Here is a 12,528-nt window from a genome sequence, read left to right as displayed (position 1 = left end):
GTTCGGAGTGGGTCTGGCCGTGGTCCCGCTTCCGCTGTGCGCCATCGCGGGCGTCGGCGCGCACGAGCTCGGGCCGCTGGACCCCCAACCCCCCGGACCGCCGCCCCGCGGCCGACCCCCCCGCCCCCCCCGCGCCCCCGCCCCGCCAGTCCGGGTCAGGTGAGGACGACCAGTTCCGTCGGGGAGGCGATCTCCACCCGCAGTCCGGCCTTCGACGCCACGCGCGCGAGACCGCGCACATCGGCCGGCTCGGCCCGGGTCTGCACCAGCGCGCGGGCGAGGAGCCCCTTGTGGTGCTTGTTGAAATGGCTCACGACCGAGCGGGTGCCGTCGGGCTTTTCCGTCAGCACCGTCGCGGTGATCGCGCCGGGAACCGGGCCGAGTTGCTGATAGGCACCCGAACGGAGATCGACGACGAGGTCATCTCCGGCCTCGGCGACGAGCGCGTCGGTCAACTCGGGCCGCCACAACGCCGCGAGGGTGCCGAACCCGGGAAGCTTCGAGCCACCCGAGAGGCGGTAGGCCGGAATGGGGTCGCTCGCACGCACGGCACCGAACAGCGCCGAGCCGACGGCCAGTCGCCGGTACGCCTTCTCGCGCTGCACCTTCGTGAAGCGTGCGGCGTCGAGGGCGTCGAACAGCACCCCGGTGTACCGCTCGAGTGCGGGACGGGTGGGGGAGACCCACAACTTGGCGTTGCGTTCGATCTCGTCTGCTCCGTTCGCGCCCAGGCCGAGCGCCCGGCTCGACGCGTCGTAATCGGCGGCGAGCTCGACCAGAGCCCGGACGAGCAGCTCGCGGGTTTCGGTCAGTTGCGGCATCGAGAGGTCGCCGAGATCCAGCGGCCCGCCGTCGCCGCCGGTGGATTTGGTTTCGGAAGGGGGGAGAAGCACCAGCACAACAGCCCACCGTACCGAGGGCCCGATTCCGGCGAGCGGTAGGCTCATCGACCGTGATCACTCGCATGTCGCACCTGTTCCTCCGCACTCTCCGCGACGACCCGGCCGATGCCGAGGTCGCCAGCCACAAACTGCTCGTCCGGGCCGGGTACGTGCGGCGCATCGCGCCGGGCATCTACTCGTGGCTGCCACTGGGGCTCAAGGTGCTGCGTCAGGTCGAGCGGGTGGTCCGCGAGGAGATGAACAGCATCGGAGCGCAGGAGATCTCCCTGCCCGCGTTGCTGCCGCGCGAGCCCTACGAGACGTCGAACCGCTGGACCGAGTACGGCGCCGGACTGTTCCGTCTCCAGGACCGTAAGGGCAACGACTACCTGCTCGGGCCCACGCACGAGGAACTGTTCGCGCTCACCGTCAAGGGTGAGTACAACTCCTACAAGGACTTCCCGGTCACCCTCTACCAGGTGCAGACCAAGTACCGCGACGAGGAGCGCCCCCGCGCCGGCATCCTGCGCGGCCGCGAGTTCGTGATGAAGGACTCGTACAGCTTCGATCTCACGGATGAGGGCCTCGCGCAGTCGTACCAGGCACACCGCGACGCCTACGAGCGGATCTTCGCCCGCCTGGGCGTGAAGTACGTGATCGTGTCCGCGACGTCGGGCGCCATGGGCGGCAGTGCTTCGGAGGAGTTCCTGGCCGAGAGCGAGGTCGGTGAGGACACCTACGTCCGGTGCGTCGAGTCCGGTTACGCCGCCAACGTCGAGGCCGTCAAGACGCTCGCCCCCGCACCGATTCCGTTCGACGGACTGCCGGACGCGGTCGTCCACGACACGCCGGACACCCCGACGATCGGTTCGCTCGTCGAGGTGGCCACCGAGATCCTCGGCCGTGACGTCGACGCCTCCGAAACCCTGAAGAACATCCTCGTCAAGGTGCGGCAGCCCGGCGGAGAGTGGGAACTGGTCGGAATCGGCATCCCGGGAGACCGCGAGGTCGACGACAAGCGTCTCGAGGCGTCGTTCGAGCCGGCGGAGGTCGCGCTGCTCGACGAGTCCGATTTCGCCGCCAACCCGTTCCTCGTCAAGGGCTACATCGGCCCGAAGGCGCTGCTCGCCAACGGCGTCCGTTACCTCGTCGACCCGCGCGTGGTCGACGGAACGGCATGGATCACCGGCGCGGACGACAACCGCAAGCACGTCTTCGGGCGCGTCGCCGGGCGTGACTTCGTCGCCGACGGCTCCGTCGAGGCCGCAGAGGTCCGCGACGGTGACCCGTCGCCGGACGGTGCCGGCCCCTTGGTGTCCGCCCGTGGCATCGAGATCGGCCACGTCTTCCAGCTCGGCCGCAAGTACACCGACGCGTTCGCCGTCGATGTGCTCAACGAGAACGGCAAGCCGGTGCGCCCCACGATGGGCTCGTACGGCGTCGGCGTGTCCCGCCTGGTCGCGGTGATCGCCGAGCAGCAGCACGACGAGAAGGGCCTGCGCTGGCCGTCCGAGGTCGCGCCGTTCGACGTGCACGTCGTCATCGCCAACAAGGACGAGCAGGCTCGCGCCGGGGCGGAAAACCTCGTCGAGGAACTTTCGAACGCCGGCCTGGACGTGCTGTTCGACGATCGCAAGGCGTCGCCCGGTGTGAAGTTCAAGGATTCGGAACTGCTCGGGATGCCTCTGGTCGTCGTGGTGGGACGCGGATTCGCCGACGGCAACGTCGAAGTGCGCAACCGCCTCACCGGAGAGTCGAGCGAGGTGCCGGTGGGCGAGGCGGTGCGGGAGATCCTCGGGCGCTGATCGCACACCCGGAGCCGGTGGGCCAGAATGGGCCCATGTCCGAGAACTGGAGCGCGACCGACACCTATCTCGCCGATTTCCTCATCGGTGACGATCCCGCCCTCGATGCCGCCCTCGAGGCGAACGCGGAGGCGGGACTGAGGCCCATCGACGTCGCCCCGGTTCAGGGCAAGTTCCTGTACCTGCTGGCCCGGATCCGAGGTGCCCGCCGGGTGCTCGAGATCGGCACGCTCGGCGGGTACTCGGCGATCTGGCTGGCACGCGCGGTCGGAGAGTCGGGACACGTGACGACTCTCGAGTACGAACCCCGGCACGCCGAGGTGGCGCGTGCCAACCTCGACCAGGCCGGCGTCGGAGCGCGCGTCGACATTCGCGTCGGCGCGGCGCTCGACACGCTCCCGCACCTCGAAGGACCGTTCGACCTGGTGTTCATCGACGCCGACAAGGAGAACAACAGCAACTACGTGCGCGAGGCGTTGCGGTTGTCACGTCCGGGCACGGTGATCGTGGTCGACAACGTGGTCCGCGCCGGCGCGATCAGCGATCCGGAGGACGACGACTCGAAGGTCCGCGCGTCGCGGGAACTGCTCGCCGTGCTGGCGGCCGAACCTCGTCTCGACGCCACGGCGTTGCAGACCGTCGGGGTCAAGGGCTGGGACGGTTTCGCGTTGGCACTGGTCGTCGAGCAGTAGCCGTAGCCGGGACCGCCGGTCCGGCAGAAAATCGGTGGCGCCCGGCACCCGGGACGGCGGACATTGTTCGTGTGAGCGAGAACCGGGAAGTGGCCGACGCCGAGCGCGTGATCGACACCGAGCGCGTGATCGACACCGAGCGCGTGATCGACACCGAGCGTTTCATCGACGAGGGATATCTGCGGATCGCAGGCGCCGTTCCGCGCTCGATCACGGAGCGGTGCTGCGATCTCCTCTGGGAAGATCTCGACGCAGACCGATCGGACCCGGGCACGTGGACCGAACCTGTCGTGCGGGTCGGAGGTCGATGGGATCCGCCGTTCGTCGAGGCCGCCACGATGCCGGTCCTACTCGACGCCTACGACCGTCTGCTGGGATCCGGTCGCTGGGTTCGGCCTCGCGGCCTCGGCACGTTTCCCGTCCGGTTTCCGCATCCCGCCGATCCCGGAGATACCGGATGGCACGTCGACGGTAGTTTCGCCGTCGAGGGACAGACCTGGCCGTACGTCGATCTCCGCTCACGCGGCCGGGGTCTGCTGGTGCTGTTCCTGCTCACCGACGTAGGACCGGACGACGCTCCCACCAGGATCAAGGTGGGTTCGCACCTCGACGTGCCCGGCTACCTCGTCGACCACCGCGACGGGCGTTCGGCGCTGGAGTTGTGCCGCGCCATGGACGAGGACGGCATGCTCGACGCGGCTTCCCGGCCGACGGTCGAGGCGACCGGTGCCGCGGGCGATGTCTATGTGTGCCACCCGTTCCTGGTGCATGCGGCCCAGCCGATGCGCAGCGCTCAACCGCCGAACAGCGCGCAGGAGAGCGGAATTCGGCCACCGCGCATCATCGCTCAGCCGCCGATCGAGACGGTCGCGCCCTTCCGGCTCGACGCCACCGGCACCGCCCCGGTGGAGATGGCGGTGCGGCGCGCGCTGAATCGGTGACGGTCGGGACTGTCCGGGAAACCCGGCCCTGCCGGTCACCGGCCCTGAGCTCGCCGCGGCGGCGTGGCACGAGCGTCGAGCCGGCGGACGGATTCCCGCACCGCGCCGTGCAGCATGATCTCGAGATCGCCGACCACCTGGTACGGGTGCTCGACCATGCCGTCCGAGACCCACCGCAGCACCACGGCGAGCACCGCCGAGGTATAGAAGTCGACCACCAGTACGCGGTCCTGCGCGCGTGCCGGTCCGCCGCCGTCCTGGTCCATCACGGCCTCGGTGACGGGCCGCATCTGGCCGAACAGGAAGCGCTCGAGCCCGGATCTGCCCAGCCCGTCGAGCACCCCGAGCGTTGACGAGCGATTGTCGCGCATGTACAGCAGCAACCGGACCAGACCGTCGGCCCATCCCTCCTCGGACGCGTACGTGCGGACACGGCCGGCGACCTCTCTCTCGAACACCCAGACAGCGAGGTGCCGCACGTCGGGGAAGTGGTAGTAGAACGCCTGCCGCGTCAGTCCGCAGTCGCGCGTCAGCTCCGTCACGGTCACCTTGTCGAGCGGCTCGGTCCGTAGCCGGGCCTTGAGCGCGGCCGCCAGCGCGTCGCGTGCACCTGCACGCCGCTGCGCATCGGCACTCTCGTCGGCCATGGCTCACGGTACCGCCCGAGGTCCCTGGACACATCGCGTCAGATGTCTAGTGACGCCCTGTGTCGGGATTCCTACCGTAGATATCCGGACGGCACGCATGCCGCGGGCCGCGAAAGATATCCGGACGGCACGCACGCCGCGGGCCGCGAAGAGGAGCTCCGATGTTCTTGTTCGAATCCATTCCCTGGTACTCCTGGGTGATGTGGTGCGTCGTGCTGGCCGCCCTCATCGCCCTCAACGAGGTAACGCGCCGCTGGAAGTGGGCCGGTCTCGGCTTCTTCGTGGCGCTGCCTCTCGTCCTGACATTGTTCGTGTGGCCGACGACGGCCGGCGCAGGCTCGTCGACGGGCACCTGGTTCCACTGGGTGAAGGTGTACTCGGCGCTCATCGGGTGCCTGGGCTTCATGCTCATCCGGTACGTCCCGCGTCTGGCGAAGAACCGCTGGATGCTGATGTTCCCCGCCCTGATCCTGGCGATCAACATCGGCGAGGCAGTCATTCGTGACTTCGAGGTCGCGGGCATGCAGGGCATGCACGACGGCGTCTTCATGGTCGGCGGCCCGTGGAACTACATGAACGGCATCGCCGGGATCCTCAACCTGGTCACCATCTGCGGCTGGGCCGGGATCATCGTCTCGCGAGACAAGTCCAAGGACATGATCTGGCCCGACATGATGTGGTTCTGGATCATCGCGTACGACCTGTGGAACTTCGCCTACGTCTACAACTGTGTCGGTGACCACGCCTTCTACGCCGGTGCGGCCCTGCTCATCTCCTGCACCATCCCCGCCTTCTTCATCAAGAAGGGCGCCTGGCTGCAGCACCGCGCCCACACGCTGGCCCTGTGGATGATGTTCACGATGGCAGTCCCGACGTTCGTGACCTCGTCGCAGTTCGCCGTCGAGTCGTCGCACAACCCCACCGCGCTGTTCGTCGTGTCGGCGCTGTCGCTCGCGGCCAACATCGCCGTCGCGGCCTACCAGGTGTTCACCATCGTCACGCGGCACCGCAACCCGTTGCGCGACGAGCTGTACACCCACCTGCGCCCGTACCGCGAGGTGCGCGACGCGAACCTCCCGGTCGAGTCGCCGTCGGTTCTGCCGGAGTCCCGGGACTCGGACCGATTGGCCACGGTCTGACCGCCGCGCGTCCGGCCCCGGCCGGGCGAGCAGCAACACCACGCGCCGTGGTCGAGCCTGCGGGCTCGGCCGCGGCGCCGCTGTCAGGGCCGGCCGGGAAAGGCGACGGTCGGGGGAACCCCTTCGACGACACGCCAGCGGGCAGCGCGCAAGGCGGCTTCGGTGAGCGCGTCGAGTGCGTTTCCACGCGTGGCCTCACTGCGTGCGCGCTCGACGACCGACCGCCACGCGACCGCCGTGTCACTCTCGATCTGCACGGCCAGCCGGGCTGCTTCGACGGGGTCGGTCACCGGGAACGGAACGGTGTACCCGGGCGCGGCGGTGGGCGGTGTCACTCCGGCGGACTGGAGTGCGTCGACGGTTGCATCGCGGCGGGCACGGTGCGCGGCGGCATCGGCGGCGACGTCACCCGGACGGGAGGGGTCCGCGAACGCGGCGACGAGTCCGTACCCGAAGACGGCCGAATGCTCCGCTTCCAGCGCGTCGACAAGGGCTTGTTGCTCGGGTCCGAGCTCCGGGGAACTCACAGCAGAACCTCCGTCTGGACTCCACATGCTGCGCTGATCGAGGACAGGAGACCGGCTCGGTAGCCGGTGAGCGTGCGGGCGAGGTCCGCCGCGCTGCGCTGCGACCGGACCAGCATTTCCCGCAACTGTTCGACGGTCGGCTGCTCCGCGCCGGGCGCAGACGTGGTGGACGAGGTACCCGATGTGGTCGTGTCGGCAGTGATTCCCGCCATGCGAGCGACGTCCGCGTCCAACGCGTCGGCGTGCGCGGTGCGTTCGTCGGCGATCACGCTCAGCGCGCCCGCCCGATCCGGGTACAGGGCGGTGAGTGCGCGGGCGGTCGCGGCATCCCGCCGCGCGCTCGCGGCCTGCGCCAGCAGCGGATCCGGCTCCGATTCGGCGTCGTCGTCGGAGAGCCCGCATCCGGTGACTCCCAGGACACCGACCCCGCCGATCGTCGCCGAGGACCATCGCAACAGGGCTCGTCGGGACAGGGTGGTACGGGTAACTGACATCGGCACCGCACCATCGTGCCAGCAGACCCCGGTAGCGAACCACGGCGGCCTGGTCACGGCGCCCCGATTTGCGCGTTACGCTTGACCCAGCCGGTTCGGATCCGTATCGGCCGGCTGTCCGCTGTGACCACAACTGAACGAGGAGCCCGCCCGCAATGCCTGTGCCGCCCCCGGAACGGATCGTCGAGCTCGTCTCCGATCTTCTCGCCGAAGAGGGATACGACCTCGAAGACGTGGTGGTGACCGCGGCCGGAAAACACAGCACGGTCCGGCTGCTCGTCGACAGCGATGCCGGGCTCAGCCTGGACGAGGCCGCGCGACTGAGCCGGGTGGTCTCCGAGGCGTTCGACTCCGTGTCGGACTTCGGGGAGGCGCCCTACATGCTCGAAGTGACCAGTCCGGGTGTAGGCCGCCCGCTCGTCCACGACCGGCACTGGCGGCGGGCTCAAGGACGCAAGGCGAAGATCCAGCTCGCCGACGAGACCATCGTCGCGCGCGTCGGAGAACTGGTCGGTGACGAGATCCGCGTCGTGCTGCCGGATCGTGCCGGCCCGTTCGTGCGCGCTATCCCCTTGAGCGAGATCCGGCATGCGGTGGTCGAGGTGGAGTTCGCCAAGCCCAACCCGCGCGAGCTCGAACTGGCCGGGGGACTCCCGGACGGCAGGGCGGCCGCAGGCGAGATCGCCGAGGTCCTCGGCGACGAAGAAGACGAAGAAGAAGACGTGAACGAAACGAGGCTGGACAAGTGAATATCGAGATCGCGGCTCTGCGAATGCTGGAGTCCGAGAAGAACATCCCGTTCGAAGAACTGATCGAGACGCTGGAAACCGCGCTGCTGACGGCGTACCGCCACGTGGACGGCCACCAGCCGCACGCCAGGGTCGCCGTCGACACCAAGACCGGTGCGATCCAGGTGCTCGCGGAGGAGCGCGACGAGGACGGCAACGTCGTCGCCGAATGGGACGACACCCCCGAGGACTTCGGACGCATCGCCGCAACGACGGCGCGCCAGGTCATCATGCAGCGCATTCGCGACGCCGAACACGAAAAGCGGTTCGGCGAGTTCGCCACGCACGAGGGCGAAATCGTCAGCGGTGTCGTCCAGCGCGACTCCCGCGCGAATGCCCGCGGCATGGTGGTGGTCAAGATCGGCGGCGAGACGACCAGCACCGAGGGGCTCATCCCTCCTGCCGAGCAGGTCCCCGGCGAGACGTACGAGCACGGCGACCGCATCAAGTGCTACGTCGTGGGCGTGTCCCGCGGCCAGCGCGGACCGCAGATCACGCTCTCGCGTACGCACCCGAACCTGGTCCGCAAGTTGTTCGCGCTCGAGGTGCCCGAGATCGCCGACGGCTCGGTGGAGATCGTCGCGGTCGCTCGCGAGTCCGGTCACCGGTCGAAGATTGCCGTGCACTCGCTCGTTCCGGGTCTCAACGCGAAGGGCGCGTGCATCGGGCCGATGGGTCAGCGCGTGCGCAACGTGATGCGCGAACTGGGCGAGGAAAAGATCGACATCATCGACTACGACGAGGATCCTGCGAAGTTCGTCGGAAATGCCCTGTCGCCCTCGAAGGTGGTATCGGTCACGGTCGTCGACCCCGAAGCACGCGCCGCGCGCGTGGTGGTGCCCGACTTCCAGTTGTCCCTGGCCATCGGCAAAGAGGGTCAGAATGCCCGCCTGGCAGCACGCCTGACCGGCTGGCGAATCGACATCCGCAGTGACGCTGCACCCGCCACGAACGAGGCTTCCGGTAACGCGCCGACAGGCAGGTAGGCGTGGAATGCGGGATTCTTCGCAAAACAACGGTAGAGTGGTCGATGGTTCAGCATGAACTGCCCTCGGCCCATGGGTCGCGCACCGGCTCGGTGCGTACCTGTATCGGTTGTCGGCAGCGAACGCTGGCTGCCGAGCTGCTGAGGGTCGTGGCACGCGAGCACGGATCACGAACGTTCGTCGTGGTTCCCGACCCCGGGCACAGGCTTCCCGGGCGAGGTGCATGGTTGCACCCCACCCCGGAGTGCCTGGGTCAGGCCGTTCGGCGCCGAGCATTCGGCAGAGCACTCAAAGTATCCGGAAACCCGGATACAGCGGCGCTGGATCAGCTGGTCGGGTCCGCGGCGGCGAGATCACAGAACGTGGCGGAGTCCGGCGATTGTCACCGGACTGCGTGACAGTGAGATCGGCGACGAGGCACCAACAGTGACATCGAACTCTGAGAAGAACAGGTACGAACACTCATGAGCACACCGTGAAGCACCAGCGATGAACGTCCATCGGAGATAACCCGAGGTCGTGCGGGCATTGGCCGGCTCGACCTCATCAGTGAGGAGAGCAGTGGCAGGCAAGGCCCGCGTGCACGAGTTGGCTAAAGAACTCGGTGTCACCAGTAAGGAACTACTCGCACGGCTCAAGGAGCAGGGCGAGTTCGTGAAGTCGGCGTCTTCGACCGTCGAGCCCCCGGTTGCGCGTCGTTTGCGCGAATCGTTCGGCAGCGCGAAGGAAGACGGCGCTACGGCCGGTAAGGCCGCACCCACCCCGGGCCCGCGTCCCGGCGGAGGACCCCGTCCGGGTCCGCGCCCGGCGGCACCCGCGCCGGCGGCTGCAGCCCCGGCCCCCGAAACAACACCGGCGGCACCCGCGCCGGCCGAGCCCACACCGGCTCCGAGCCCGGCCGCCGGTTCGCGGCCGAAGCCCGGCGCGCCCAAGCCGGTCGCCCCCAAGCCGGCTCCCGCAGCTCCGGCTCCGGCCGCGCAGGCTCCGGCCGCTCCGGCTGCCGAGGCTCCGGCTGCGTCGGCTCCCGAAGCAGCGGCACCCGCTGCGGCGGCGTCCCCGCAGGCTCCGTCGGCCAAGCCCGGTCCCAAGCCGGCAGGCCCGCGTCCCGGCCCCAAGGCCCCGCGCGTCGGTAACAACCCGTACTCGTCTGCTCCGGCAGAGCGTCCGGCTCCGCGTCCCGGCGGTCCTCGCCCGACTCCCGGCCAGGGTCGTCCCGCCGCAGGTCAGGGCGGACCCCGCCCGGCTCCCGGTCAGGGTCGTCCCGCCGCAGGTCAGGGCGGACCCCGTCCGGCTCCCGGCCAGGGCGGTCCGCGTCCGGCTCCCGGTCAGGGCGGACCTCGCCCGACTCCGGGTTCGATGCCCCCTCGTCCCAACCCCGGTGCGATGCCGCAGCGGGCTGCACGTCCGGCTCCGGCCGGCCGTCCGGGTCGTCCCGGCGGTGCTCCGGGCGGTCGTCCCGGTGGCGGCGCCGGCGGTGGCGGCGGCTACCGCGGTGGTGGCGCCGGTGGCGGCGCGCCCGCAGGAGCAGGTGCTCCCGGTGGCTTCCGCGGTCGTCCCGGCGGCGGTGGCGCCGGCGGTCGTGGCCGTGGCGGCGCAGCCGGTGCGTTCGGTCGCCCCGGTGGTGCTCCGCGTCGCGGTCGCAAGTCGAAGCGGCAGAAGCGGCAGGAATACGATTCGATGCAGGCGCCGTCGGTCGGTGGCGTGCGGTTGCCGCGTGGCAACGGCGAGACCATCCGGCTCGCTCGTGGCGCATCGCTGTCCGACTTCGCCGAGAAGATCGACGCGAACCCCGCTGCACTCGTGCAGGCACTGTTCAACCTCGGTGAGATGGTCACGGCCACTCAGTCCGTGAACGACGAGACCCTCGAGCTGCTCGGCTCGGAGATGAACTACGTCGTGCAGGTCGTCTCCCCCGAGGACGAGGACCGTGAACTGCTCGAGTCGTTCGACATTCAGTACGGCGAGAACGAGGGCGGCGAGGAAGACCTCCAGCAGCGTCCGCCCGTGGTCACCGTCATGGGTCACGTCGACCACGGCAAGACCCGACTGCTCGACACGATCCGTCAGGCCAAGGTCCGCGAGGGCGAGGCCGGCGGCATCACGCAGCACATCGGTGCCTACCAGGTGCTCACACACCTCAACGGTGACGATCGCCTGATCACCTTCATCGACACCCCGGGTCACGAGGCGTTCACCGCCATGCGTGCCCGTGGCGCGAAGTCCACCGACATCGCGATCCTCGTGGTCGCGGCCGACGACGGTGTCATGCCGCAGACGGTGGAAGCGATCAACCACGCCCAGGCGGCCGACGTGCCGATCGTGGTCGCGGTGAACAAGATCGACAAGGAGGGCGCGAACCCGGACAAGATCCGTCAGCAGCTCACCGAGTACGGCCTTGTCACCGAGGAGTACGGCGGCGACACCATGTTCGTCGACATCTCGGCGAAGCAGGGGCTGAACATCGACCAGCTGCTCGAAGCGGTGCTGCTCACGGCAGACGCATCGCTCGATCTGCGGGCCAACCCCGACATGGAGGCGCAGGGCGTCGCCATCGAGGCGCACCTCGACCGCGGTCGCGGTCCGGTCGCCACGGTGCTGGTCCAGCGCGGCACGCTGCGGGTCGGCGACTCCATCGTCGCGGGCGATGCCTACGGTCGCGTCCGGCGGATGGTCGACGAGCACGGCGAGGACGTCCTCGAGGCGCTTCCGTCGCGGCCCGTCCAGGTCATCGGCTTCACGTCGGTGCCCGGCGCCGGCGACAACCTGGTTGTCGTCGACGAGGACCGTATCGCTCGCCAGATCGCCGACCGGCGCAACGCACGCAAGCGCAACGCGCTCGCTGCGAAGAGCCGTAAGCGGATCAGCCTCGAGGATCTCGATGCCGCTCTCAAGGAGCACAACGAGCTCAACCTCATCCTCAAGGGCGACAACTCCGGTACCGTCGAGGCCCTCGAAGAGGCCCTCATGGGTATCGAGATCGACGACGAGGTGCGTCTGCGGGTCATCGACCGCGGTGTCGGTGGCATCACCGAGACCAACGTCAACCTGGCAGCTGCGTCCAACGCGGTGATCATCGGCTTCAACGTCCGCGCCGAAGGCAAGGCGACGGAGCTGGCGAACCGCGAGGGCGTCGACATCCGCTACTACTCGATCATCTACCAGGCGATCGACGAGGTGGAGAAGGCTCTCAAGGGCATGCTCAAGCCGGTCTACGAGGAGGTCGAGCTCGGCCGCGCCGAGATCCGTGCGATCTTCAAGTCGTCGAAGGTCGGCAACATCGCGGGTTGCCTCGTGCAGTCCGGCATCGTCAAGCGCAACGCGAAGGCTCGTCTGCTCCGCGACAACAACGTTGTCGCCGAGACGATCACCATCTCGTCGCTGCGACGCGAGAAGGACGATGTCACCGAGGTCCGCGAGGGCTACGAGTGTGGTCTGACGGTCACCTACTCCGACATCAAGGTCGGCGACGTGATCGAGGCGTACGAGCTTCGCGAGAAGCCGCGCGACTGATACACCCCGCGCCTGTGGCGGCGCACGATTCGTCGTTCGCCGCCCCGGGCGTGTCGGGGCGCCCCCCCCGCCCCCGCGGATGCGGCTGTACCGGGGGGCGCGCGAGCGGGGCCTCCTG

12 protein-coding genes are annotated in these 12,528 nt (G+C 69.0%); 8 read left to right on the top strand and 4 right to left on the bottom strand.

Features of this window, described 5'->3' with window-relative positions:
* Positions 1 to 155: 155 nt before the first annotated feature.
* Positions 156 to 899, bottom strand: a complete 744-nt coding sequence (gene yaaA, locus TVH25_RS18125; protein ID WP_422425087.1) for a peroxide stress protein YaaA — start codon at positions 897 to 899, stop codon at positions 156 to 158.
* A gap of 53 nt (positions 900 to 952) precedes the next feature.
* Here yaaA and TVH25_RS18120 point away from each other — a divergent pair, with 53 nt between their 5' ends.
* From TVH25_RS18120 to TVH25_RS18110, 3 genes are all read left to right on the top strand, one after another.
* Positions 953 to 2,686, top strand: a complete 1,734-nt coding sequence (locus TVH25_RS18120) for a proline--tRNA ligase (protein ID WP_422425086.1) — start codon at positions 953 to 955, stop codon at positions 2,684 to 2,686.
* A gap of 35 nt (positions 2,687 to 2,721) precedes the next feature.
* Positions 2,722 to 3,378 carry an O-methyltransferase gene (locus tag TVH25_RS18115; RefSeq protein WP_296550881.1) on the top strand — a complete coding sequence of 219 codons (657 nt, stop codon included), beginning with the start codon at positions 2,722 to 2,724 and terminating at the stop codon, positions 3,376 to 3,378.
* 71 nt (positions 3,379 to 3,449) lie between these two features.
* Positions 3,450 to 4,319: a phytanoyl-CoA dioxygenase family protein gene (locus tag TVH25_RS18110; RefSeq protein WP_422425085.1), complete on the top strand. Its 870-nt coding sequence runs from the start codon at positions 3,450 to 3,452 to the stop codon at positions 4,317 to 4,319.
* A 35-nt stretch (positions 4,320 to 4,354) separates the two neighbouring features.
* Here the strand turns inward: TVH25_RS18110 and TVH25_RS18105 are convergent, their stop codons facing one another.
* Positions 4,355 to 4,966 carry a TetR/AcrR family transcriptional regulator gene (locus tag TVH25_RS18105; protein WP_169620585.1) on the bottom strand — a complete coding sequence of 204 codons (612 nt, stop codon included), beginning with the start codon at positions 4,964 to 4,966 and terminating at the stop codon, positions 4,355 to 4,357.
* Between the two features lie 161 nt (positions 4,967 to 5,127).
* Here TVH25_RS18105 and TVH25_RS18100 point away from each other — a divergent pair, with 161 nt between their 5' ends.
* Positions 5,128 to 6,105, top strand: coding sequence for a DUF5692 family protein (locus TVH25_RS18100; RefSeq protein ID WP_169620586.1), 978 nt, complete (start codon positions 5,128 to 5,130; stop codon positions 6,103 to 6,105).
* An 83-nt stretch (positions 6,106 to 6,188) separates the two neighbouring features.
* Here TVH25_RS18100 and TVH25_RS18095 read toward each other — a convergent pair whose 3' ends face one another.
* Together TVH25_RS18095 and TVH25_RS18090 are read right to left on the bottom strand one after the other, a co-directional pair.
* Positions 6,189 to 6,632, bottom strand: coding sequence for a ferritin-like domain-containing protein (locus TVH25_RS18095; RefSeq protein WP_422425084.1), 444 nt, complete (start codon positions 6,630 to 6,632; stop codon positions 6,189 to 6,191).
* Complete coding sequence (locus tag TVH25_RS18090) at positions 6,629 to 7,126, bottom strand: hypothetical protein (protein ID WP_169620588.1); 498 nt, start codon at positions 7,124 to 7,126, stop codon at positions 6,629 to 6,631. Before TVH25_RS18090 ends, TVH25_RS18095 begins: the two co-directional genes overlap by 4 nt.
* A 155-nt stretch (positions 7,127 to 7,281) precedes the next feature.
* On the opposite strand from TVH25_RS18090, the gene rimP reads away from it, so the two are divergent.
* The 4 genes from rimP (at position 7,282) to infB (ending at position 12,410) form a co-directional block, all read left to right on the top strand.
* A complete protein-coding gene (gene rimP, locus TVH25_RS18085) occupies positions 7,282 to 7,875 on the top strand; it encodes a ribosome maturation factor RimP (protein WP_169620589.1) in 594 nt (197 codons plus the stop codon).
* Positions 7,872 to 8,900 (top strand): transcription termination factor NusA, encoded by a 1,029-nt coding sequence (gene nusA, locus TVH25_RS18080; RefSeq protein WP_169652407.1) that lies wholly within the window; start codon positions 7,872 to 7,874, stop codon positions 8,898 to 8,900. Before rimP ends, nusA begins: the two co-directional genes overlap by 4 nt.
* Positions 8,901 to 8,944: 44 nt before the next feature.
* The gene (locus TVH25_RS18075) at positions 8,945 to 9,298 is read left to right on the top strand and encodes a YlxR family protein (protein WP_169620591.1); all 354 of its coding nucleotides are present in this window, start codon (positions 8,945 to 8,947) and stop codon (positions 9,296 to 9,298) included.
* Between the two features lie 163 nt (positions 9,299 to 9,461).
* The gene (gene infB, locus TVH25_RS18070) at positions 9,462 to 12,410 is read left to right on the top strand and encodes a translation initiation factor IF-2 (protein ID WP_422425083.1); all 2,949 of its coding nucleotides are present in this window, start codon (positions 9,462 to 9,464) and stop codon (positions 12,408 to 12,410) included.
* Positions 12,411 to 12,528 lie beyond the last annotated feature (118 nt).

The sequence above is a fragment of the Rhodococcus sp. 7Tela_A2 genome, assembly GCF_049311045.1.
Taxonomy (GTDB): domain Bacteria; phylum Actinomycetota; class Actinomycetes; order Mycobacteriales; family Mycobacteriaceae; genus Rhodococcus.
Note: the sequence above shows the minus strand (reverse complement) of the source record. Positions and strands in the feature narration are given on the sequence as shown.